The organism is Streptomyces sp. NPDC050674 (assembly GCF_040654575.1).
Lineage (GTDB): Bacteria > Actinomycetota > Actinomycetes > Streptomycetales > Streptomycetaceae > Streptomyces.
The window spans coordinates 15,102-38,347 of sequence record NZ_JBFAIG010000025.1 but is presented as its reverse complement, the minus strand read 5'-3'; the positions used below and the strand labels follow the sequence as shown (position 1 = coordinate 38,347).

18 protein-coding genes and 1 other RNA gene are annotated in these 23,246 nt (G+C 73.0%); 14 read left to right on the top strand and 5 right to left on the bottom strand.

From position 1 onward, the window contains the following. Positions 1-115 precede the first annotated feature (115 nt). Complete coding sequence (locus tag AB0I06_RS31230) at positions 116-4,192, bottom strand: FHA domain-containing protein (protein WP_363122241.1); 4,077 nt, start codon at positions 4,190-4,192, stop codon at positions 116-118. Between the two features lie 362 nt (positions 4,193-4,554). On the opposite strand from AB0I06_RS31230, the gene AB0I06_RS31225 reads away from it, so the two are divergent. From AB0I06_RS31225 to AB0I06_RS31210, 4 genes are all read left to right on the top strand, one after another. Beyond that, positions 4,555-6,261 carry a serine/threonine-protein kinase gene (locus AB0I06_RS31225; RefSeq protein WP_363122206.1) on the top strand — a complete coding sequence of 569 codons (1,707 nt, stop codon included), beginning with the start codon at positions 4,555-4,557 and terminating at the stop codon, positions 6,259-6,261. 122 nt (positions 6,262-6,383) lie between these two features. Further along, a complete protein-coding gene (locus AB0I06_RS31220) occupies positions 6,384-7,631 on the top strand; it encodes a serine/threonine-protein kinase (protein ID WP_363122205.1) in 1,248 nt (415 codons plus the stop codon). 58 nt (positions 7,632-7,689) lie between these two features. Further along, the gene (gene prfB, locus AB0I06_RS31215; RefSeq protein WP_363122204.1) at positions 7,690-8,793 is read left to right on the top strand and encodes a peptide chain release factor 2; all 1,104 of its coding nucleotides are present in this window, start codon (positions 7,690-7,692) and stop codon (positions 8,791-8,793) included. Positions 8,794-9,083: 290 nt separating this feature from the next. After that, positions 9,084-9,716 carry a hypothetical protein gene (locus tag AB0I06_RS31210; RefSeq protein ID WP_363122203.1) on the top strand — a complete coding sequence of 211 codons (633 nt, stop codon included), beginning with the start codon at positions 9,084-9,086 and terminating at the stop codon, positions 9,714-9,716. 108 nt (positions 9,717-9,824) lie between these two features. On the opposite strand, the gene AB0I06_RS31205 is transcribed toward AB0I06_RS31210, so the two are convergent. Beyond that, positions 9,825-10,016, bottom strand: a complete 192-nt coding sequence (locus AB0I06_RS31205; protein WP_363122202.1) for a hypothetical protein — start codon at positions 10,014-10,016, stop codon at positions 9,825-9,827. Positions 10,017-10,273: 257 nt separating this feature from the next. On the opposite strand from AB0I06_RS31205, the gene ftsE reads away from it, so the two are divergent. The 6 genes from ftsE to AB0I06_RS31175 all read left to right on the top strand — a co-directional run bounded on the left by ftsE (position 10,274) and on the right by AB0I06_RS31175 (position 14,671). After that, on the top strand, positions 10,274-10,963 hold the full coding sequence (gene ftsE / locus AB0I06_RS31200; RefSeq protein WP_003990615.1) for a cell division ATP-binding protein FtsE: 690 nt from the start codon (positions 10,274-10,276) through the stop codon (positions 10,961-10,963). A gap of 40 nt (positions 10,964-11,003) precedes the next feature. Then, positions 11,004-11,921 carry a permease-like cell division protein FtsX gene (gene ftsX, locus AB0I06_RS31195; protein ID WP_363122201.1) on the top strand — a complete coding sequence of 306 codons (918 nt, stop codon included), beginning with the start codon at positions 11,004-11,006 and terminating at the stop codon, positions 11,919-11,921. 68 nt (positions 11,922-11,989) lie between these two features. Next, a complete protein-coding gene (locus AB0I06_RS31190) occupies positions 11,990-13,159 on the top strand; it encodes a S41 family peptidase (protein ID WP_363122200.1) in 1,170 nt (389 codons plus the stop codon). 46 nt (positions 13,160-13,205) lie between these two features. Continuing rightward, entirely contained in the window at positions 13,206-13,688 is a 483-nt protein-coding gene (gene smpB / locus AB0I06_RS31185) for an SsrA-binding protein SmpB (RefSeq protein ID WP_363122199.1), read from the top strand. Positions 13,689-13,788: 100 nt separating this feature from the next. After that, positions 13,789-14,177: a transfer-messenger RNA gene (ssrA, locus tag AB0I06_RS31180) on the top strand. A gap of 74 nt (positions 14,178-14,251) precedes the next feature. Next, complete coding sequence (locus AB0I06_RS31175) at positions 14,252-14,671, top strand: hypothetical protein (RefSeq protein WP_363122198.1); 420 nt, start codon at positions 14,252-14,254, stop codon at positions 14,669-14,671. Here the strand turns inward: AB0I06_RS31175 and AB0I06_RS31170 are convergent. From AB0I06_RS31170 to AB0I06_RS31160, 3 genes are all read right to left on the bottom strand, one after another. After that, a complete protein-coding gene (locus AB0I06_RS31170; RefSeq protein WP_363122197.1) occupies positions 14,651-15,661 on the bottom strand; it encodes a LacI family DNA-binding transcriptional regulator in 1,011 nt (336 codons plus the stop codon). The two genes, AB0I06_RS31175 and AB0I06_RS31170, sit on opposite strands and share 21 nt — an antisense overlap. Next, positions 15,661-17,910: an alpha-xylosidase gene (gene yicI, locus AB0I06_RS31165; RefSeq protein WP_363122196.1), complete on the bottom strand. Its 2,250-nt coding sequence runs from the start codon at positions 17,908-17,910 to the stop codon at positions 15,661-15,663. Before yicI ends, AB0I06_RS31170 begins: the two co-directional genes overlap by 1 nt. Positions 17,911-17,985: 75 nt before the next feature. After that, on the bottom strand, positions 17,986-19,191 hold the full coding sequence (locus tag AB0I06_RS31160; protein ID WP_363122195.1) for an MFS transporter: 1,206 nt from the start codon (positions 19,189-19,191) through the stop codon (positions 17,986-17,988). Between the two features lie 250 nt (positions 19,192-19,441). Here AB0I06_RS31160 and AB0I06_RS31155 point away from each other — a divergent pair, with 250 nt between their 5' ends. From AB0I06_RS31155 to AB0I06_RS31140, 4 genes are all read left to right on the top strand, one after another. After that, on the top strand, positions 19,442-19,687 hold the full coding sequence (locus AB0I06_RS31155; RefSeq protein WP_363122194.1) for a hypothetical protein: 246 nt from the start codon (positions 19,442-19,444) through the stop codon (positions 19,685-19,687). Between the two features lie 12 nt (positions 19,688-19,699). After that, entirely contained in the window at positions 19,700-20,539 is an 840-nt protein-coding gene (locus AB0I06_RS31150) for a hypothetical protein (RefSeq protein ID WP_363122193.1), read from the top strand. 278 nt (positions 20,540-20,817) lie between these two features. Then, positions 20,818-21,783 carry a LysR family transcriptional regulator gene (locus AB0I06_RS31145; protein ID WP_363122192.1) on the top strand — a complete coding sequence of 322 codons (966 nt, stop codon included), beginning with the start codon at positions 20,818-20,820 and terminating at the stop codon, positions 21,781-21,783. Between the two features lie 271 nt (positions 21,784-22,054). Then, positions 22,055-22,960: a hypothetical protein gene (locus tag AB0I06_RS31140; protein WP_363122191.1), complete on the top strand. Its 906-nt coding sequence runs from the start codon at positions 22,055-22,057 to the stop codon at positions 22,958-22,960. The last annotated feature ends 286 nt before the right edge of the window (positions 22,961-23,246 follow it).

The window sequence follows — 23,246 nt, the reverse complement described above, 5'->3', positions numbered from 1 at the left end:
CGCCCGGGTGTGCGGGGGCGGCAAGATGGCATCGGCTGTCAAGCGGGGGATCGTGACTCCCTCGTGACCAGGGACGCGACTTCATGACGCCGGTGGGGCCGGCGGCCGTCCTTGGTTACAGGAGCGACGGCACCTTCGCCGCCGCGACCTCCCGTGCCGCCCTTTCCAGCGCGCTGGCCAACAGTGCCAGGTCGGTGGGCCCGTTTCCGAGCTCCCGCACCGGACGGCGGGCCGGAGGGTCACCCATGCGGTGCCATTCCAGGGGCACGACCGTGGGGCGCAGCGTCGCCGTCCGGGGAATCCGGCCGGTGACCCGGCCGCCCTGGAACGGGGTGATCCGCCCGTCCGCACCGGTCAGCCTGCCCCGCCCCGGCGCCGGTTCCTCCGGGCCCTCGACCGGCGCGTCCAGCGCGACACGCAGGGTGGCCCGGCGCACCGGTTCCGTCTCCGCCGTACGGGCGCACGGGCCCGTGGCCGCCACCAGATGGACGCCGAGCCGCTCACCCTCCCGGGCCACGGCCTCCAGCGCCCGCATCACCGAACCGGCCGCCGGCCGCCCGGTCGAACCGAGCGCCGGGGAGACCAGCGCGTCCAGATCGTCGACGACCACCACGAGCCGGGGGAGCGGGGGCGCGGCCGCCTCCGTCTGCCGCCGGGCCGCGCCGGGCCGCAGCCGAACGGTGGCACTGGACAGGGAGTCGAGGTCGCCGGAGCCTTGCGACGCGGCCTCGGCCGGGGCACCGCCCCGCCCTGTCGCCGTGCGCTGGGCGACCATACGGCCCGACAGCTCGCGCCCGGTGTGCCACTCGGCGAAGTCGGACCGCCCGAGCAGCTCGGCACGCCGCTTCAGCTCGGCGCTCAGCGACTGCGCGAACTCCCGCATCCGCACCGGATCGTGGGCCATCAGCAGGGTGGTGACATGCGGTACGTCCGTACACACCCGCAGACCCTCGCCGTGCCCGCCGCCCGCGCCCGGGCCGCCCCGGCCGTCGACCAGCACGATGCCGAGGCGGTCCGGCCGCTCGGCGGCGGCCAGGGACGCGACGATCGACCGCAGCAGCTCCGTACGGCCGCTGCCCGGCGGGCCCTCGATCAGCAGATGCGGCCCCTGGGCTGCGAGGTCCGCGCAGACCGGGCCGCGCGGTCCGGCGCCCAGCACCGCGCGCACCCGCCCGCCCAGCGCGTCGGCGTCGTCGGCCGCGTCCGCCCAGCGGGCCATCAGCGAGGCAGGGGTGGCCCGGGCCAGGCCCAGCTCGTCCAGCAGCCGGGCCGCCTGCGGCAGGGGTGCGGAGACACGCGGCGGGCGGTCGCCCGCCGGGCCGTCCGTCCGCAGCGGCGCCAGCGCCCGCGCGAACCGCTCGGCCCAGGCCGCGGAGACGGCGTCGACGGTGGCGACGGTGCCGTGCCCGACGGGCGCGGCCGGTGCGCCGTCGCCCCCGGCCCGGGCCACGCGCATCAGCCGCAGGGCCGTGGCCACGTCCCCGCTGAGCAGCGCGACCGCGCCGCACTGCCGGAAGGTCGGCGTCACCGAGCAGGCCGCCTCGTAGGTCTCCGTCACCGGCGAGGCCGGGGAGGCGGCGGCCGTCTCGGCCAGGCAGACCACGTGGATCCCGGCCCGGGGGCCCTCCAGCGCCAGTCGCGCCACGGCGCCGCGCAGGTCGGCACCGCCGGGGTCGCCGTCCACGACGAGCACCGTGTACGGGCCGCCGAAGGGACCGGCCCGGCCGACGGCCGGGGCGTCCTCGCGGGCCCAGGAAGGGCGGCGGGGCGCCGGGACGGAGGCGCTCGGGGACGGGCCGGTACCCGTGGGCGTGGCACCCTCGTGTGCCGGGACATCCGCCGGCTTCGGGGCGGTCGCCGCGGCGCCTCCCGGAACCGCCTCCGCGAGGTGGTCCTCCAGACGGCGCGTGAGCTCGTCGGTGCGGGCCGCGGCCTGTTCGCGGTCGTAGGCCAGGAGCAGCCGGCAGTCCTGCCCGTGCCCCGGGCGGACATGCGGCAGCCAGCCCAGCCAGGACCACTCGGCCGTGCGCTCCTCCAGGGAGCGGGAGCGGTCCGCGGCGATCAGGACGATCTCCAGCGAGTCGGGGGAGTGCAGCGCGGTGAGCTGGGCCAGCACGGCACGGGCCAGCCCGGACAGCCGCGCCCGCGGCCCGGCCAGTCCCAGGGCGCCGACCTCGCGCAGTCCGGCGGTCACGGGGACGGCGGGCAGCAGGCCCGAGCCGTCCGGCGCCGCCCGGTCGGCCGTACCGAGCCGCACGGCGAGTGCCTCCGGGTGCCCGGGGCCGCGCTCCCACAGCCGGGGCCCCGGCCCCAGCGCGGTCAGCAACAGGGTGGCCGGGTCGGGCCAGGTCTCCTGCGCGGCCGGCACGACGGCCGGGGGCCGCTCCGCCGGGACCTCGGCGACGACCGGCTCCTCCTCGTACACGCCGTGGGGGTCGGCCGCCTGCTCGCCGCGTCCTCCTCCGGCCAGTCGCCGGGCCCACGCACCGATGCCGCCGCGCCTGCGGGTGCCGGGGGGCACGTCGGTGCCGCGCAGGGGGGTGCCTTTGCGCCCCTGTCCTGCCTGTGCGGCCTGTCCGTCCTGTCCGTCCGCGAGGGCCGGGCCACCGGCACCGTCCCGGCTGCCTCCGGGGCGGGACCCGCCGCCGCCCGTGGCCCCGGCGTCGTACGCCGTCCCGGCGCCGACCGGGCCGGACTCGGCGAACGCCCCGGCCCCGAACCGTCCGGCATGCGTGTCCCCGGCGCCGCCGGCCGGCCGGGCGGCGTGCGCCTGGGCACCCTCGTGCGCGCGGGGGTGTGTTCCGCGCGTGCCCTGTGCTCCCTGGGTGCCCTGCGTTCCCTGTGTTTCGGAGGCGCCCCGCGTGCCGCCGGGGGCGCCGGGGGTGCCGGACCACGATCCACCGCTCCCCGCCGATGGACCCGCGCTCCGGTTGTCCGCCGGATGGGCCCGCCGGGCGGTCGCCTCGCCCCGGTGGTCTCCTCCGTGTGCCGCGCCACCCGCGCCTCGGGGTGGGACCTGGCTCCGGCTGCCGCCCGACCGGGCCTCGGCCCCGGTGCCCCGGGAGTGGCTCTCGCCCCGGCCGTCTCCCGCGTAGGCAGCGTCTCCGGTACTCCGGGCCGGCCTCCGGCTGCTGCCCGGCCCGGCCTCGCCGGCACCCGGCGAAGGCGCCTCGCCCCGGCCGTCCCCCGCGCGGGCCGCGTCCTCGTCCCCCCGGGCCGGCACACGGCTCCAGCCGCCCCCAGTGCCCGGGGAGGGCGCCCCGCCCAGGGTCTCTCTGGCGTAGGCCGCGGTCCCGGTCGCCACCTGGTTCCGGCTGCCGCCCGCGGGGGCCTGGTCCGCGCCCGCGTCTTTCGTCTCGATGCGCGGTGCCCCACCCTGCCCCGGCACCACGGCCGGGTCGTCCGAGCCACGCCCCGACGGGCCCGGCGCGCCCCAGGACGCCGAGCCGTGGGAATGATGCGTGGGGCCCGAGGGCCGGACCGGGCCCGGCTCCGCCGCGCGCGCGGGGCGTTCCGCCTCCTCCGCGGCGGGCCCGGGCACGCGCACGTGCCCCTCCCCGTCCGGGGTCGTCTCCACCCGGCCGCCCCCTGGCCCCCCGGCGGGAGCCAGCCGCAGGGCCGACTCGCCGATCCGCAGCAGCGCGCCCGGCGCGAGGGGGACCGCCCGGCCGCCCACCCGGGAGCCGTTCACCGTCGTGCCGTTCGTGGAGTCCAGGTCGGCGACCGCGACACGCCCGTCCGCGCTCACCGTCACGGCGCAATGCAGCCGGGAGACGTCCGGGTCGTCCAGCGGCACGTCCGCGTCGGCGGAGCGGCCGATGCGGATCTCACCGCCGTGCAGCAGGTGGACGCCACCGGCGTCGGGGCCGGCGACGACCTGGAGCTGGGCCGGGGCGTCGTCCAGCTCGGGGTGCGGCTCGGGCTCCCCGGGGGAGCCCACGGCCAGCACGGCACCGTCGGTCAGCGGGGGCTCGCCGAGCGTGCAGCGCTGGATGTCCAGCCGCTGCTCCCCGGCGTACAGCACCGGCGTGCCCGAGCCGTCACCGCCGTGGACCACCTGGGCGAGCGCCGACGCCACCGCCGCCAGCGCCGTACCGGCGGGTGCGGTGACCAGCACGTCGCTGCGCGGGGCGCGGTCCCGCGCCGGCGCCGACGGGCCCAGCGGATCTACGACGGTCAGCCGGATCTGCATCGCCGTCAGCGGTCCCTTCTGCCCGGGCGCGGAGTCCCCCGCCCCGCCCCGGCACGTCGGCCAGTACTGCACGCATCCTCGCACCTGCCACTGACACCGCGCCCGTCTCTCAGGAAAGAGTGATCTTGATTGGTCGGCTCTGCCCGCAAAAGTGCCTGAGAGAAGACCCACGGGTGACCGCTTGGGATCGGTCACGTTCGTTCCCGGCAACCACAAGACCGAGGTCAGCGTCTTTCCTTCGAACGACTGTGAGAGCGGATACGTAGGACCCACAGAAAGACGACACTCCGGTCCTCGGCTGCCCGGCACTACAGTGGTTCGGACAGGCCAGCAGGCAAGGCAAGCACCAGGGAGCGCATGACGTGCGGCCGGTAGGCAGCAAGTACCTGCTCGAGGAGCCGCTCGGACGCGGCGCCACGGGCACCGTCTGGCGAGCCCGCCAGCGCGAGACGGCGGGCGCCGAGGCGGCCGTGCCCGGACAGCCCGGCGAGACCGTCGCCATCAAGGTCCTCAAGGAGGAGCTGGCCGGCGATCCCGACATCGTCATGCGGTTCCTGCGCGAGCGGTCCGTCCTGCTCCGGCTCACCCACCCCAACATCGTCCGGGTCCGCGACCTGGTCGTCGAGGGCGAGCTGCTGGCCTTGGTCATGGACCTCGTCGAGGGCCCGGACCTGCACCGCTACCTGCGCGAGAACGGGCCGTTCACCCCGGTCGCCGCCGCCCTGCTCACCGCCCAGATCGCCGACGCGCTCGCCGCCAGCCACGCCGACGGCGTCGTCCACCGCGACCTGAAGCCGGCCAACGTCCTGCTCCAGCAGTACGACGGGCGGATGCACCCGCTGCTGACCGACTTCGGCATCGCCCGCCTGGCCGACTCCCCGGGGCTGACCCGCACCCAGGAGTTCGTCGGCACGCCCGCGTATGTCGCGCCGGAGTCCGCCGAGGGCCGCCCGCAGACCTCCGCCGTCGACATCTACGGCGCCGGCATCCTGCTCTACGAGCTGGTCACCGGCCGGCCGCCGTTCTCCGGGAGCTCCGCCCTGGAGGTGCTGCACCAGCACCTGAGCGCCGAGCCGCGCCGCCCCTCCACCGTCCCCGAGCCGCTGTGGACGGTCATCGAGCGCTGCCTGCGCAAGAACCCCGACGAGCGCCCCAGCGCCGAGAACCTCGCCCGCGGTCTGCGTGTCGTCGCCGAGGGCATCGGCGTGCACGCGAACTCCGCGCAGATCGCCGCGGCCGAGGGCGTCGGCGCGCTTCTCGTGCCCGACCCGGCGCCCGCGCCGGTGCCGGACACGCCCGGCGCCGCCGATCCCACCCAGGTCCTCCCGCAGGGCGCCGGCGCGTACGACCCGAACGCCGCGACCAGCGTGCTACCGCACACCGGCGGCCCGGCCGGCGCCGCCGATCCCACCGCCGTCCTGCCGCACCGGGGCGCGGCCGACCCGACCGCCGTGATGCCGCCGGTCCCGCCGGGCTCGCCCGGCCACCCCGGACAGCAGGGGCAGCAGGGCGGCCCCGAGGACCCGCACCCCTGGCAGAACCAGCTGCGGGCGGCCCGCGACCGCAACGAGCAGACGCAGGTCCAGTACCTCGACCCGGACCAGGACCCGCTGCGCCGCCGCCCCCAGCGCCAGGTGGCCCGGCCGCAACAGCAGCCCCCGCGCCGCCAGGCGCCCCCGCCCGGCCGAGGCTACGGCTACCCGAACCAGCAGCAGCCCCAGCAGTACGCTCCCCAGCCGCCTCAGCCGCAGCGCCCCCAGCCGCCGCAGCGCTACACCCCGCCCGCGCCGCCGGTCCAGCCCCAGCAGCCGCAGCGGCCCCAGCGCGAGCCCCGGCAGCCCCGGCAGCGCAGCGCCAACCCGATGCGGATCCCCGGGCTCGGCTGCCTGAAGGGCTGTCTGTTCACGATCGTCATCCTGTTCGTCGCGGGCTGGCTGATCTGGGAACTGAGCCCACTCCAGGAGTGGATCGGCACCACCAAGAGCTACTGGGACCAGCTCACCGACTGGTTCGGCACCGTGACCGGCTGGCTCGAGAAGCTCGGCGGAAGCGGTTCCGGCACGAACTGACCGGAACCGCCCCGCGGGGTTGGTGATTTGTCGACACCTGGCGGGTGATTTCCACCTCCCAGGTGAAGGTTGGCTCTTCGGACGCGTAGTTTTAGCGACAACACGCGTCGGTAGGAGCAGCCTTGGCACGGAAGATCGGCAGCCGGTACACCGCCCACCAGATCCTGGGGCGGGGCAGCGCCGGCACGGTGTGGCTGGGCGAGGGCCCCGAGGGCCCCGTCGCCATCAAGCTGCTGCGCGAGGACCTAGCGTCGGACCAGGAGCTCGTCGGGCGCTTCGTGCAGGAGCGCACGGCGCTGCTCGGCCTGGAGCACCCGCACGTGGTGTCGGTGCGCGACCTGGTCGTCGACGGCAACGACCTGGCCCTGGTCATGGACCTCGTCCGCGGCACGGACCTGCGCACCCGCCTGGACCGGGACCGGCGGCTCGCCCCCGAGGCGGCCGCCGCCATCGCCGCCGACATCGCCGACGGACTGGCGGCCGCCCACGCCGCGGGCGTCGTGCACCGGGACGTCAAGCCGGAGAACGTGCTGCTGGACATGCAGGGCCCGCTCGGCCCCGGCGGCTCGCACCGCGCGCTGCTGACCGACTTCGGCGTGGCCAAGCTCATCGACACCCCGCGCCGCACCAAGGCCACGAAGATCATCGGCACTCCGGACTACCTCGCCCCGGAGATCGTCGAGGGCCTGCCCCCGCGCGCCTCCGTCGACATCTACGCGCTCGCCACGGTCCTCTACGAGCTGCTCGCGGGCTTCACCCCGTTCGGCGGCGGCCACCCCGGCGCGGTCCTGCGCCGGCACGTCACGGAGACGGTCGTCCCGCTGCCCGGCATCCCGGACGAGCTGTGGCAGCTGCTGGTGCAGTGCCTGGCCAAGGCCCCGGCCTCGCGGCTGCGGGCCTCGGAGCTCGGGGCCCGGCTGCGGGAGCTGCTGCCGATGCTGGCGGGCATGCCCCCGCTGGAGGTGGACGAGCCCGACGCCGAGTCCGCCGAGGAGGCCGACCGCGAGGAGCAGCCCGCCGGGCCGGCACCAGCCCGGGAGCGGGTCCGGCGGCGGGGCGCGGTGCCGCTGGTGCCGGGCGCGAAGCCGGCCGACTCCAACCGGGACACCCACACCTCGATGCGCGTCCCCGCGCCCGACGAGCTGGCCGGCGGCGCCCACGGCACCGCCCGGGCCCCCCGCGCCCCTGGCGCCCCCCGCCCTGGTTCGGCCCGCAACCGCGCGGCGACCCGGCGCCGCCGGATGGCGCTCGGGGCGGGCGCGGTCGCCCTGGCGGCGGCGATCGGGGTCGGCGCCTGGCTCACCACCTCGGGCGACGACGACAGCGCCCCTCCCCAGGACACCAGGAACTCGGCGCCCCAGGCCCCCTGAGCCGCCGTCTCCGGCCGCCCGGCGATGGCCGCCGGGCGGAGCCGTTACGCTGGAGGGCGTGGCAGTCGTCGACGTATCCGAAGAGCTCAAGTCCCTCTCCTCGACCATGGAGTCGATCGAGGCCGTTCTGGACCTCGAGAAGCTGAGGGCAGACATCGCCGTGCTCGAGGAGCAGGCGGCCGCGCCGTCCCTCTGGGACAACCCCGATGAGGCGCAGAAGATCACCAGCAAGCTGTCCCACCTCCAGGCCGAGGTGCGCAAGGCCGAGGCCCTGCGCGGTCGCATCGACGACCTGGCGGTTCTCTTCGAGATGGCCGAGGAGGAGGACGACCCGGACACCCGCGCCGAGGCCGAGTCCGAGCTCACCGCCGTCAAGAAGGCGCTGGACGAGATGGAGGTCCGTACCCTCCTGTCCGGCGAGTACGACTCCCGTGAGGCCCTGGTGAACATCCGCGCCGAGGCCGGTGGCGTCGACGCCGCCGACTTCGCCGAGAAGCTCCAGCGCATGTACCTGCGCTGGGCCGAGCAGCGCGGCTACAAGACCGAGATCTACGAGACCTCGTACGCGGAGGAGGCCGGCATCAAGTCGACCACCTTCGCCGTCCAGGCGCCCTACGCCTACGGCACGCTCTCCGTCGAGCAGGGCACGCACCGGCTGGTGCGCATCTCGCCCTTCGACAACCAGGGCCGGCGGCAGACCTCCTTCGCGGGCGTCGAGATCCTGCCGGTGGTCGAGCAGACCGACCACATCGAGATCGACGAGTCCGAACTGCGCGTGGACGTGTACCGCTCGTCCGGCCCCGGCGGCCAGGGCGTCAACACCACCGACTCCGCGGTGCGGTTGACCCACCTTCCCACCGGCATCGTCGTCTCCTGCCAGAACGAGCGCTCGCAGATCCAGAACAAGGCGACCGCCATGAACGTTCTCCAGGCGAAGCTGCTGGAGCGGCAGCGCCAGGAGGAGCGGGCCAAGATGGACGCCCTCAAGGACGGCGGCAGCTCCTGGGGCAACCAGATGCGTTCTTACGTGCTGCACCCGTACCAGATGGTCAAGGACCTGCGCACCGAGTTCGAGGTCGGCAACCCCGAGGCCGTGTTCAACGGCGAGATCGACGGCTTCATCGAGGCCGGAATTCGCTGGCGCAAGCAGCAGGAGAAGTAAGTTTGTCGACAAGGCAACTGCCGCCCACGGGGCGGTAGTTGCCTTTTCTGTGCCCACATGTCTGGGTTTTACGTCACACTCACAGACTCAGACTCCCGGCATAGCCCCCGTAGTTGGACATGGCGGCTGCAAACGGCCTTGACGTGCACTTGAAAAGTGGGAAGGGTGAAGCGCGGCATGCGTGTCTCTGGGGCGCATGTGAACCGGGGGGCCCTTCACCGTGGCTTTTCCCGTCGAGCACAGCCCCGAGCGCTGCCTAATGACGATGAGCTACTGGGGGTAGCAACCACATGACGAAGAAGACGCGGATCCGTGTCGCGCGGATAGCGGCCGGTGCCGTGATCGCCGCCGGTGCCTCGCTGACCGCCGCCGGTGCCGCATCCGCCGCGGAGACCGAGGACTGCCTGCTCGGCATCCTGTGCGCCGACGAGTCCCCGGCCCCGACGCCGACGGACCCGCCGACCGAGGTCCCGACCGACCCGCCGACCGAGGTCCCGACGGATCCGCCGTCCACCGAGGAGCCCACCGAGGAGCCCACCGAGCCCACGGAGGAGCCCACCGAGCCGACCGAGGACCCGACCGTCGCCCCGAGCGACCCGGGCAACGGCAACGGCGGCGGCAACGGTGGCGGCGACGCCAACGGCGGCAACAACGGCGGCGGCAACAACGGCGGGGGCAACAACACCGACCCCGACGGCGGCACCTCGCCGCAGGAGGAGGGCTCCTCGGCCCTCACCGAGATCGGCTCGGACTCCACCCCGGCCCCGCAGGCGCAGGCGCAGGGCAGTGGTGAGGAGCTCGCCGAGACGGGTGCCGCCCAGACCACCTTCCTGGTGATCGGCGCCGCCACGATGATCGCCGGCGGTGTCGGCTTCCGTCTGCTGCCGCGTCTCGTGGGCGGACGCGGCGGGGCTGCCGTCTGACGGTGGCCACGTCCGTACGGACCGTGCACACAGCGCACACCGAGGGCCCGGAGCGAAACGCTCCGGGCCCTCGGCCCATGTCCGGAGGCGGGCGGGCCGCCCTCGCCCTTACGCGGTCTGGTGCGCCAGCAGGGCCACCGCCGCGATCAGCACCGTCAGCAGCGCGATCAGAGCCGTCGGGCTGATATTCGCGAGGAAGCTCTCCTGCTGAAGCCGCTCGCGGTTCGCGCGGCACACGGGGCACCGGCCCTCGTTCACGGGGGACGCGCAGTTCGCGCACACCAGCCGGTCGTACGTCATGCGCTTGCCCTCCTTGTGCCGGTTCCACGAGTCCAACGTCCGTGGGAGTGGGAATGTTCCCCCCTCCACTTTGCCAGGTTCCGTCGGCTGTCGCGCGGCTGCGCGTTTTCTGTGGTGGTACGCACAGTCTGCCCGCGCCCCGCGGCGCTCGGAACAAAACGGCACATCCGTGGCGCAACCACGGTCGGTGACTGCGGTGCCCTACCCGGTTCGCGTATGGTCACGCTCATCTACCCCCGGCGACCCGTGGTGCATCCGTGATCCGATTCGACAATGTCTCCAAGGTCTACCCCAAGCAGACCCGCCCCGCCCTCAGGGATGTCTCCCTGGAGGTCGAGAAGGGCGAGTTCGTCTTCCTCGTGGGGTCCTCCGGCTCCGGAAAGTCCACCTTCCTGCGGCTGATCCTCCGCGAGGAGCGGTGCAGTCACGGGCAGGTGCACGTTCTGGGCAAGGACCTCGCCCGCCTCTCCAACTGGAAGGTCCCGCAGATGCGGCGCCAGCTGGGGACGGTGTTCCAGGACTTCCGCCTGCTGCCCAACAAGACGGTCGGCGAGAACGTCGCCTTCGCGCAGGAGGTCATCGGCAAGTCGCGCGGCGAGATCCGCAAGTCCGTGCCCCAGGTGCTCGACCTCGTCGGCCTCGGCGGCAAGGAGGACCGGATGCCTGGCGAGCTGTCCGGTGGTGAGCAGCAGCGCGTCGCCATCGCGCGGGCCTTCGTCAACCGGCCCAAGCTGCTCATCGCCGACGAGCCCACCGGCAACCTCGACCCGCAGACCTCCGTCGGCATCATGAAGCTGCTCGACCGCATCAACCGGACGGGCACGACCGTGGTGATGGCCACGCACGACCAGAACATCGTCGACCAGATGCGCAAGCGCGTCATCGAACTGGAGAAGGGCCGCCTCGTCCGCGACCAGGCCCGCGGTGTCTACGGCTACCAGCACTGATACCGCACCCGAGATCCACGGAAAGGCATAACCCGTCGCCATGCGCGCCCAGTTCGTCCTGTCGGAGATCGGAGTCGGTCTCCGCCGCAACCTGACGATGACCTTCGCCGTCGTCGTCTCCGTCGCCCTGTCGCTCGCCCTGTTCGGCGGGTCGCTCCTGATGAGCGACCAGGTCAACACCATGAAGGGCTACTGGTACGACAAGGTCAACGTCTCGATCTTCCTCTGCAACAAGAGCGACGCCGAGTCCGACCCCAACTGCGCCAAAGGCGCGGTGACCGACGACCAGAAGAAGCAGATCAAGGCCGACCTCGACAAGATGGACGTCGTCCAGGCCGTCACGTACGAGTCGCAGGACCAGGCGTACAAGCACTACAAGGAGCAGTTCGGCGACTCCCCGCTCGCCAGCTCCCTCACGCCGGACCAGATGCAGGAGTCGTACCGCATCAAGCTGAAGGACCCGGAGAAGTACCAGGTCATCGCCACCGCCTTCAACGGCCGGGACGGCGTGCAGTCCGTGCAGGACCAGAAGGGCATCCTGGACAACCTCTTCAAGCTGCTGAACGGCATGAACTGGGCCGCCCGCGCGGTGATGGCGCTGATGCTGGTCGTCGCGCTGATGCTGATCGTCAACACCGTGCGCGTCTCGGCGTTCAGCCGGCGGCGCGAGACCGGCATCATGCGCCTGGTCGGCGCCTCGGGCTTCTACATCCAGGCGCCGTTCATCATGGAGGCCGCGGTCGCCGGACTCATCGGCGGCACCCTCGCGTGCGCCTTCCTGCTGATCGCCCGGTACTTCCTCATCGACCACGGACTGGCCCTGGCCGACCAGCTGACACTGATCAACTTCATCGGCTGGGACGCCGTCCTCACCAAACTGCCGCTCATCCTCGCCACGAGCCTCCTGATGCCCGCGTTGGCCGCGTTCTTCGCGCTGCGCAAGTACTTGAAGGTGTGACGCATGCCAAGAGGGGCCGTACGGTCAACCGGCCGTGCGGCCCTTCCCCTTGTCCTAGACTCACCGGCATGTCAGGTCGTGACCCGTTCTGTCAGCCCCGTCGCATCCGCCGCGGGGCCGCCCTGACCTTGGTGTTCGCGAGCGTGCTCGTCGCCGGTGCGGCCACCGGGGCGTTGCCGCGGGACGACCGGAACTCCGCCCCGGACGAGGTCCGTTCGGCCGGTGCGGCAGGGCGTCAGGCGGACGTCGCCAGGGCGGCCGAGGAGGCCATGGCGGACGGCAAGTCCCCGATGGAGGCCGCGAAACGCGCCGTCAGCCGCAGCGGGGACCGCTGGGGCGCCGTCTACTCCCGGGGCGAGTACGAGGAGTTCGAGGAGGCGCTCGACGGCCAGTACACCGGCGTGGGCCTGTGGGCCCGCAGCGAGCGGGACGGCCGTATCGAGGTGACCAAGGTGCGCGCCGGCTCGCCCGCGGCCACCGCCGGAATCCGCCCCGGGGACCTGCTGCGCAGCGTCGACGGCGAGCGGACCGACGGGCGGCCCGTCACCGAGGTGGTCTCCTTACTGCGCGGGGACGCCACCGACGCCACCGCCGGCACCACCGTCCGCCTCGGACTGGAGCGCGGCACGCGCGCGTGGACCCTGACCTTGCGCCGGGCCCAGCTGTCCACGGACTCCGTCACCGTCCGGAAACTCGCCGGCCCGGTCACCCTCATCAAGGTCGCCACCTTCACCAAGAACTCCGGCCACCAGGTCCGCGACGCCGTCCGGCGGGCCCCGTCCGGCGCCGGGATCGTCCTCGATCTGCGCGGCAACTCCGGCGGCCTGGTCACCGAGGCCGTGACCGCCGCCTCCGCCTTCCTCGACGGCGGTCTGGTAGCCACCTACGACATCGACGGCAAGCAGCGGGTCCTGCACGCCGAGCCCGGCGGCGACACCACGAAACCCCTGGTCACCCTCGTCGACGGCGGCACGATGAGCGCGGCCGAGCTGCTCACCGGTGCCGTGCAGGACCGGGGACGGGCGCTCGTCGTCGGATCCCGCACCTTCGGCAAGGGCTCGGTCCAGATGCCGAGCCGGCTGCCCGACGGCTCCGTCGCGGAGCTGACCGTCGGGCACTACCGCACCCCCTCCGGCCGCGCGGTCGACGGCCGGGGCATCACGCCCGACCTGGAGACCGACGAGGACGCCCTCCAGCGGGCGCGGGCCGTGCTGCGCGGCCTGGCGAGCCCCTCGTAATCGACTTTCCGCAAGGCCCCTCCGTAGTGCGAAAATGGTCGGCACTATGGCTAAGGAAAAAGGGCGCAAGCTGATCGCGCAGCACAAGAAGGCGCGGCACGACTACCTCATCATCGACACCTACGAGGCCGGTCTGGTCCTCACCGGGACCGAGGTGAAGTCCCTGCGCCAGGGACGGGCGTCGCTGGTCGACGGCTTCGTGCAGCTCGAAGGGCACGAGGCGTGGCTCTACAACGTGCACGTGCCGGAGTACAGCCAGGGCACGTGGACCAACCACAGCGCCCGGCGCAAGCGGAAGCTGCTGCTGCACCGCGCCGAGATCGACAAGCTGGAGTCGAAGTCGGCGGACACGGGCCACACCATCGTGCCGCTCGCGCTGTACTTCAAGGACGGCCGGGCCAAGGTCGAGATCGCGCTGGCGAAGGGCAAGAAGGAGTACGACAAGCGCCAGACGCTCCGGGAGAAGCAGGACCGGCGGGAGACCGAGCGGGCGATCTCGGCGGTGCGGCGCAAGCAGCGCGGGGCGTAGGGAATGCGCTGGCACCGAGCTGCGTTGGTCACGTACGATGGTGCGTGCACCCCACGGTGGGTGCGGGCCCCTCTGTAGGAGGGGATTGTCAACACAACATGGGGATGATCGGTTTCGACAGCGGCTGTCGAAGCAGGGGAAGCGTGTCGAGGAAGCGGCAATGATCTCGTAAACCATATGTCGCAAAAAATAATCGCCAACACCAAGCGCGATTCCCAGTCCTTCGCCCTCGCTGCCTGATAAGCAGTGACTGAAGGACCCTAAATGGGTGTCAGCCCGGGAGTGTTCCCGGCCCGGATCCTGGCATAATCTAGGGAACTAAACCATCGAGCCCGGTCACGGGGTTCGATGGGAAACCAAACAGTGACTGGGCCCGTCGGCGACTTGTTCGCGTGATCGCCGGGGCCGAGAAAATCACAGCGAACTGCACACGGAGAAGCCCTGATTCTGCACCGTTGGACGCGGGTTCGATTCCCGCCATCTCCACTCATCCCATGTGGGCTAAGGCCCCGTCGCTTTCGAGCGGCGGGGCCTTTGCCATGGGCCGTCGTCGAGGAGGTCGGGTGGGTTACAGCCCGTCGATATACAAGTTCGCTGGGGGCGCCGACGTTCCCGTCCCGCTGGATCTCGAACTGGTCCAGGCCGTACTGGAGCCTTTTGACGTCGGGGATCCCGGACTGCGTTCCGACCCCGGCGGCTGCCTCCAGTTCTGGATCCGGGCCGGTGACGGCAGCGAGGCCGAGATCTTCGCCGGTGACACCGGCATCCTGGTGGAGCGCCCGCATTCCGGCGGGGTCTTCGGCATCATCGCCGAGCTGATGTCCCGGCTGGGGGCGGTCGCGCTCGATCCCGGCGAGGGCCGGATCGTGTGCCGCGCGCAGGAGTACGCGCAGCTGCCCCTCGGCATGCGGAAGGACGCCGTGGTCATCGAGATGACGGGGGAACGGCTGGAGGCCGCGCTTCTAGGCCGGTCCCCGGTGTGAGGAGCCGGGGCGTTTCGTCAGGCGGGGTGGCAGCAGGGTCGTCTGCGGTACCGGGGTGCCGTGCAGCTTCCGCATCAGGAGTTCCACCGCGTGGGTGCCCAGCTCGTCGGCCGGCAGGGACACGGACGTGACCGGGACGCGGAGTGCGGCGGCCAGGTCGTCCGGGCAGACGGCCGTGACGGAGAGGTCGGCCGGGAGGCGCAGGCCGAGGTGTTCGAAGGCGGCGAGCAGTGGATCCAGAAGAGCCTCGTTGTGCACCACCACGGCGGTCAGGGCCGGGTGTTCGCGCAGCAGCCGCTCGGCGAGCGGCCGGGCCGAGGTGGGGTCCGGACCGCTCGGATGGACGGACGAGGCCAGGCCCAGGCGGGTCGCGGTGGCGGTGAAGCCCCGCATGAGGTGATGGGCGTAGGCCGTCCTTCGGAGGTAGACCTCCGGCGGCGAGCCGATCAGGGCGACCGTGCGGTGGCCCAGGCCCGCCAGGTGGCTCACACATGCCTCGCCCGCCGCCTCGAAGTCGAGGTCCACGCAGGTCAGGCCGTGTGGGTCCGCGGGGAGGCCGATCACGACCGACGGGCGGTCGAGGGAGCGGAGCCGGCGCAGGCGGGGGTCGTCGAGCTCGACGTCCGTGAGCAGCAGCGCGTCCACCGAGGCCGTGTCCAGGGCACGGCTCAGCGCCTCCTCGGCATCCTCCTGGGTGAGCAGTAGGACGTCGTGGCCGTGGGCGCGGGCCGTCGTCACCACCGACACGGCCAGCCGCATGATCACCGGGACGTGCACGCCGGGGCGCAGCGGCGCGGCCAGGGCCAGGACGTTCGGCATGCGAGCGGCCGGGGCGCGGGCGCCCGTGTGGGGGCGGTAGCCGAGTTCGCGGACGGCGGCCTCGACGCGCCGCCTGGTCTCGTCGGAGATCGGGCGCTTGCCGCTCAGCGCGTAGGAGACGGTACTGGGGGAGACCCCGGCCCGTCTCGCCACGTCCGTGATCGTGACCATCAGTCCAGCTCCAGGGTGAGCGCACCCGTGCCGGGCGGGGCCTGGACCTCGCGGTCGCCCGCCGCCAGGCTCCAGGCCGCCGCCGGGGCGCCGCAGGTCGCCCGCAGGGTGTTCCCCTCGCGGACGACCGTGAAGGTCACGTCCCCGACCGGCACCGTCACCTCGTCACCGGGCCGCAGGCCGTACGCCCGCAGGGTGACGCCGTCGGCGTGGTCGTAGTCCGGCCGGTCGTCCCGCGCTCCCACCGGGATCACCGCGCCGGGCCGCACCAGCAGCGGCGCGCTCAGGAAGCCGTGCCGCTCGCGCACCCAGCGCGGGCCGGTCACCGTCGCGCCGGTCAGGTAGTGGGTCCAGGTGCCCTCAGGGACGTAGTACGTGACGTCGCCCTCGTCGCTGAACACCGGGGCGACCAGCAGGTCCGGGCCGAGCATGTACTGCCGTTCCAGGTGGGCGCACCCCGGGTCGTCCGGGAACTCCAGCACCATGGCCCGCATCATGGGCAGTCCCTCGGCGTGGGCCGTGCGGGCCGTCTCGTAGAGGTAGGGCATCAGGCGGAGCTTCAGCCGGGTGAAGTGGCGTGCCACCTCCACCGACTCCTCGTCGAAGTGCCAGGGGACCCGGTAGGAGCTGCTGCCGTGCAGACGGCTGTGGGAGGAGAGCAGGCCGAAGGCCAGCCAGCGCTTGAACAGGGCCGGGGTGGGGGTGCCTTCGAAGCCTCCGATGTCGTGGCTCCAGAATCCGAAGCCCGACAGGCCGAGGGACAGTCCGCCGCGCAGCGACTCCGCCATCGACTCGTACGTCGCCTCGCAGTCACCGCCCCAGTGCACCGGGAACTGCTGGCTCCCCGCTGTCGCCGAGCGGGCGAAGAGCACGGCCTCCTGCTCACCGCGGTGCTTGCGCAGCACCTCGAAGACCGTGCGGTTGTACAGGTACGCGTAGTAGTTGTGCATCCGCTCCGGATCGGAGCCGTCGGACCAGACCACGTCCAGGGGCACCCGTTCGCCGAAGTCGGTCTTGAAGCAGTCGACGCCTTGGTCGAGCAGCGCCTCCAGCTTGGCGGCGTACCAGTCGCGGGCTGCCGGGGAGGTGAAGTCGACCAGGGCCATGCCGGGTTGCCACAAGTCCCACTGCCAGACACCGCCGTCCGGTCGCCTCAGCAGGTGCCCGAGCGCCTTGCCCTCGGCGAACAGCGGGGAGCGCTGGGCGATGTAGGGATTGATCCAGACCGAGACGCGCAGGTCACGGGCCTTCAGCCGGGCCAGCATGCCCTCCGGGTCGGGGAACACCCGTGTGTCCCACGTGAAGTCGCACCAGTGGAACTCCCGCATCCAGAAACAGTCGAAGTGGAAGACGGACAGCGGCAGTTCACGCTCCCGCATGCCCTCGATGAAGGACGTCACCGTCTCCTCGTCGTACGAGGTCGTGAAGGACGTCGACAGCCACAGGCCGAACGACCAGGCGGGCGGCAGGGCCGGGCGGCCGGTCAGGGCCGTGTATTTGCGGAGGATCTCCTTCGGGGTGGGGCCGTGGATGACGTAGTACGTCAGCTCCTGCGTCTCCGCGCTGAACTGCACCCGGGACACCACCTCGGAGGCGACCTCGAAGGACACCTGGCCCGGGTGGTCGACGAAGACGCCGTAGCCCGCGTCCGTGAGGAAGAAGGGCACGTTCTTGTAGGCCTGTTCGCTGCACGTGCCGCCGTCGGCCTGCCAGACGTCGACGACCTGCCCGTTCTTCACCAGCGGGCCGAAGCGCTCACCGAGGCCGTAGACGGAGGTGCCGACCTTCAGGACCAATTGTTCGCGCAGGTGGTGCGCGCCCGAGGCGTCCCGCATGATGCCCGCGTTCTTGTGGCCGCTGCTGGTGAGCGTGCGGCCGTGCGCGAGGAACTCGACGTGCCAGGGGCCGCCCCTGGCCAGCCGGACCGACAGCGCGCCCGAGGTGAGGGTCGCGTGCTCGTCGTCGTACGAGATCTCCGCGGCGGCGTCCGACCTCGTCAGCTCGAAGTCGGGGCCGCGTGACGGTCCGCCGGTGAAGTGCGTCAGCGTCAGGCCGATGACGTCCGGCATGGGGGCGTGCGCACGGACCGTGAGGACCGGGCCGGTCAACAGGTCACCGCGGGAGCGGACGGGCCGGGTCGGGGCGTGGATCTCCAGTGCGCCGTCCGACTCGGCCACGTCGAGGACCTGGGCCGGGTGGGCGGCGGTGACGCCCTCACGCAGGAGCCAGTAGCCGTCGGTGAACTTCATGTGGGTGTCCCTACTTCCCGGCGCATGACGTCGAAGCGCTTCGACGATCGAACGTATGCGGGGTGCGTGAGGGCGTCAATGGGGCGTGAGACTCTCGGTGAAGCGATTCGAAGCGGGGCGCAGGGACAGCGCCAGGGCCAGGGCCGCCGCCGTCACAGGGACCGCGTAGCCCGCGGTCGGCGAGAAGTGCTCCACCGTCCAGCCGCCGAGCGCGCTGCCGCAGGCGATGCCGCCGAGCAGACCGGTCACGGCGAGGGTCATGCCCTCGTTCAGCCGGCCCTCGGGGGTGCGCTCCTGGACCAGCGTCATGGTGGTGACCATCGTCGGGGCCGTCGCCATCCCGGCGACCAGCAGCGTGGCCCCCACGAGGAGCAGCGAACCGGTGAAGGCCGCGGCAAGCGGCAGAAGCAGCAGCGCGGCCATCGCCGCCACGCACCGGGGCAGCCGGGCCGCGGCCGGACCGGTGGGCTTCGCGGCGCCGTACAGCAGGCCCGCCGCACAGGAGCCCGCGGCCTGGAGCGCGAGCACGATTCCGGCCACCGACGGCCGGCCCTGCGCGTCGGCGAACGCCAGCGTGACGACCTCCGTCGCGCCGAAGACGCCGCCCATCGCCAGGCAGACCGCGAGCAGCGGGGGGATCCCGGGGGCGCGCAGGGGTGCCTTGCCGGGTATGTGCGCGCGGACCGGGGGCTCCGTCGCGCGCCGGGTCGTGAACAGGACCATGCCGGTCAGCAGCAGCACCGCGCCCACCAGGGTGCCCGCCTCGGGGAAGAACGTCCCGCACAGGAACGCCGCGAGCACCGGGCCCAGCATGAAGCACAGTTCGTCCGCCGCCTGCTCGAAGGAGTTGGCCGTGTGCAGTGTCTTAGGGTCGCCGGCCAGCAGATGGGCCCAGCGGGCCCGGGACATCCCGCCGGTGTTGGGGGTCGTGGCGGTGGCGGCGTAGGACGCGAACAGGGTCCAGTCGGGGGCGTCGTGGCGTACGCACAGCAGCAGGGACAGGGAGCCGAGGACGGCGACGACCGTGGCGGGCAGGGCCACCCGGGCCTGACCGTGCCGGTCCACGAGCCGGGCGATCCCCGGGGCGACCAGTGCGGTCGCCGCGAGTCCCGTCGCCGTGACGGCGCCGGCCAGGGCGTACGAACCCCGGCTGCCGGCGATCATCACGACCGCGCTCACGCTGAACATGCCCATCGGCAGCCGGGCGATGAGGTTCCCGGCGGTGAACGCGCGGGTGCCCGGCAGACGGAACAGGCGGCGGTAGGGCTGGAGTCGAGGCATGCGCCCACCGTCGCCCGGGGGCGATCAAGCGGTCCAACACCTGTTCCGCGCGCAGTCACACACCTGCGTTGTGAATCCGCGCCGAGGTGGCCGAAAGGGGGGTGGCCGGAAACGGTCGCTGCCTGTTCTTCATACAGGGATATGGAGTTTCCTAATGCTCCTCATGACGCATGGAAAAGATGCTCATTCGGGAAAGTCCTTCACTCGTTTGCCGCGCATCCGCCGAAGAGGGCCGACGGTTAGTCGGTACATGACCGAGGCGACCAGGAAAGACGGCTGGGCGGTAACGCTCGGCCCATACACCTACATTCCGGCTCCGGCGCACTCGTCGGCAACAGTCAACGGCACGCTCACCAGAGGTGGTTGTCCGGTCGCGTTGCAGGTGACCGAGTCGGTGCTGCGCGATTTCATCGATGCCATGAGCACCTTGGAAAAGGATCTCGCCCGGCGGTGGATCAGTGCGACGGATTGGCCGGCTTTCGCGCTTTCGAAATAGTCGGGGCGCGCCATGTACGAAAAAGTCGAAGGCACCGGCCGGCATCGGGCTCCGGCCCGGGACTTCATCACTCCCCTGACACCACCGGACCCGACCTGGGACCCCGCCGAGGAACTCGCGTTCATCCTCGAGGAGGCCCTCGGCGAGCAGGCGACGAGGATCCCAGGACCCCGTGACGTGGACCTGGCCGAGCCCGCCGAGCCGGCACCGGTCCCACCGATCCCCCAGGCCCCCACCCCGGCCACCCACATGCGGCGGCTCCAGGACATCACCGAGGAACTGCCGCCCGTCCGGGAGCTTCCCCGGCGGCACCGCAAGGTCCGGCCCCGCAAGGCCCCGGGCGTGCTGCGCACCACCAGCTTCCTCGTCGCCGCGATGGCGGCCGTCATCGCCCTCGCCGTCAGTCTGCTGAGCGCGGTCGTCGCCTACGACCCGCTGCGCCTGGTCGCGGTCTCACCCGCGGCGCGTGGCCTGCGCACCTGGTGGCCGCTGCTGGTGTACGGGCCCTGGCTGGTGGGCTCCCTGTCCGTCCTGCGGGCCGCGCTGCACCAGCGCCGTGCCGTGCACTCCTGGTGCGTGGTCCTGGTCTTCTCCTGCATCGCCGTGCTGCTGTGCGTCGTGCAGGCGCCCCGGACGATCATGGGCACCGCGGCGGCGGCCCTGCCCGGGCTCGCCGCCCTCGCCTGCTTCCAGCAGGTGGTCCGCCAGATCACCCTGACCCGCCCGCCGATGCGCTCGGTCCCGCGCCACCGGGTGGGACAGGCCCCGGCGCCGTCCGGCACGGAGGGCCACCAGGTCGCGGACGCCCGCCCGGGCGAGACGGGGACGACCACGAGGAACACGGGCCCTTGAGCCCGGACCCCCGGCCCTGACCTCCGCCCGGGCCGACCCCGCCTGAGCGCACCCGGCCCGGGGCCCCTGCACCGGGCCCCGCCCGGGTCCGCCCTGGGGTCGCGCCTGGCGCCCCCGGCCGGCACCCTTCCCGCGCAACTCCGGGGCGGGACACCCGCGACCCAGCCTGGCACCCCGGGCCGGGGCACCCGCGGCCCAGCCTGGCGCCCCGGCCGGGTTCCGCCCGCGTCCTCCACGGCGCCGGTACCCGCACCCCTCGCCCGTTGTAGGTTCGGCGCATGCCCGCCCACCTCGACCCCCGTCTGCTGCGTGGCTTCGTCACCGTCGCCGAGGAACTGCACTTCACGCGGGCCGCCGTGCGGTTGCATGTGGCTCAGCAGGCGCTCAGCCGGGACGTGCGGCGGCTGGAGCGGGAGCTGAGGGCCGAGCTGTTCGTGCGGACCACCCGGCAGGTGACGCTGACCCCCGACGGGGAGCGGCTGCTGCCGTACGCCCGTCGGATGCTCCGGGCGCAGGACGAGCTGCTCGCGGCCTTCGGCCAGGCCCGCCCCCTGCTGGTCGACCTCAACTTCCCCGGCCTGGTCACCGCCCGCCGCGTGCTGCACCGGGCGCGGGAGCTCGCGCCGGGTCACGAACTGATGGCCCGCTACGAGAGCGGCCTGACCGGAGCCGCCGGTGAGCTGCTCGCGGGCCGGCTGGACGCGTCGTTCGGACGGTTCGCCGGGCTGGACCCGGCATTGCGGGCGGGGCTCGACCACCTGCCCGTGCGGTACGAGCCGATGGCGGTCGTGCTGCCCGAGGACCACCGGCTGGCCGCTCTGGAGGCGGTGCCGCTCGCCGAGCTGGCAGGCGAGACCGTCTACGCGGGCGCCGGCAATCCGCGCACGCCGGAGTGGACCGGCCTCGCCAGGCTGCTGTTCGAGGGCCGGGGCATCGAGATCGCCCCACCCGCGCCACTGGCCGTCGGGGAGGAGGAGTTCCAGCGGGTCATGGCCAGAACGCGCAACCCCATCCTGGCCGTTGTGGGCTTCCCGGCACTGCCGTCGACGGTGTTGCGGCCCCTGGTCGACCCCGTGCCGCTGTCCCCGCTGTCCCTGGTGTGGCGCAAGGGCCTGACCCACCCCGCGTTCGACGCGCTGCGGCGGGCGGCGGCTCGGCTCGCCGCCGAGGAGGGGTGGCTGCGGCGGCCCGCCGGGGGATGGATTCCGGCCGGTGACGATGTCCTCATGACGTCTCACGACTGACACGATTCGATACCCGCGCTCACACACAACCTCCCCGTGCGCTACATTCAACGTCTGAGCACGGTGTGGTAATAGGGGGCGTTCGGACGGGTGGGGGCCCGATCCGACGGCGGGTGTTCAGGTCGTAGACGCACCCGAACCATCCCGTGGGGGGAAGTACGTGCCTGTGAAAAGTTGGCGAGAAGACGCCCAACCCGAGTGGCCCGAGGCCGCTGCGGCGACCGGGGAACTCCCTGCGGACGGCAGCGTCCGGGACCGGAGAGCCACCCAGGTGCGCGACGGAGACGACCGGGTGAGCGGCTACCGGCTGCCCGCCGGTACGGAGATACTGCGCGGCATCCCCCGGCAGAGCGAGGGCGAGGCCGACTCGTTCGGCTCGTTCGACTCGGGCACCGAGTCGCGGACCGCGGTCCGCGACCCCTGGCAGGAGGACGCCCATGCGGCCGGGCGCGCCCACGCCCCCGCCGGGACCCCTGGCCCCGCCGGGCAGACCCACGACCCGCACGAGGTCACCATCCAGCTCGACGCCGTACAACTCGGGGACGGGTTCGTGCGGCGGGTCGAGGACGGCATGGGCGCGGCCCCCGCCGACCGGCCGGTCTTCGTGGACGAGTCGGGCCGGCGCAGCCGTCGCTTCCGCCGGATCGGCATAGTCATCGCCCTGGCCTGCGGGGTGTACGCCGTCGTCATCGTCGCCACGCTGCTGTCGGGCAACTCCAACGCGCCCTGGCTGCCCGTACCGGGCCAGAAGCAGGATCCGTCGGCCGGGCAGGTCGACACCCCGCCGCTGCCCGAGCAGTCGGACCCGGCCGCCGACACCGGCACCACCGCCCCGAGCAGCGCGCCGACGACCGACGAGGCCGTGTCACCCTCGCCCGATGCCGGTGCCGGCACCGTCGAACACGCCGACACCGCCGAACCCGGCCGCCGCGGCGCGACGGAACGCCCCTCGCCGACCGCGACCCGGACCACACCGGCCCCGGGCACCGGCGTGACCGCCCCGGCCCCGACCAAGCCCGCCGATACGCCGACCACACCTGCCCCCGACCCGACGCCGACGGGCGAGCCCACGCCCGAGCCGACCGAGACCCTGGGGGCCGGCGACAGCGACGACACCGGCACGGTCGCCGAAGGCCCGGCCGAGACGCCGAGCGCCGAACCGACGCCCACCCTCTAGTGCCGACGGCCGGAAAGGCTCGCCGGACAGCTCGCGGCGTCCGGTGCGGTGCGCACGGCGGAGCATCGCCCGCGCACGAGAGACACCCGGGTGATGCGACGACGCGGCGAGGTGCCGTGCCGAGCATCGCGAGCCGGTGACCCTTCCCGGCCATCGGCACTGGTCCCGGCCGCGCGAGCGGTGCCTGCCACGTCGCCCCCGGAGGGAGATCCGGGGGAGGGCGCTCCGGCGCCTCACAGCTCAGCGGGACCCCGGCTCGCGGTTGCGCTGAGCTGTGAGGGACCCG